The following is a 290-nucleotide window of genomic DNA, read 5'->3' on the forward strand; positions in this document are numbered from 1 at the left end:
GGACGGACGTGGCGCGGCTGCGCCTGATCCGCACGCATGGGATTGGGCCGGTCGGCTATCGCCAGTTGCTCGCGCGGTACGGCACGGCGGAGGCGGCGCTCGACGCGCTGCCGATGCTGGCGCAGCGTGGCGGCGGTCAGGCTCCGCGAGTGCCCGCACTGCCAGACATCATGGCGGAGATGACGCGGACGGAGCGGCTCGGAGCGCGGTACCTGTTTCTGGGCGATGTCGATTATCCGCGGCCGTTGGCCGAGATCGACAACGCGCCCCCTGCCCTGATCTGGCGCGGC

At 71.7% G+C, this 290-nt stretch carries 1 pseudogene; it reads left to right on the forward strand.

Annotated elements, in window-relative coordinates:
* A pseudogene (locus tag AC0IYH_RS30930) lies at positions 1-290 on the forward strand (DNA-processing protein DprA); the annotation flags it as partial.

The sequence above is a fragment of the Pseudomonas sp. AC463 genome, from assembly GCF_979253585.1.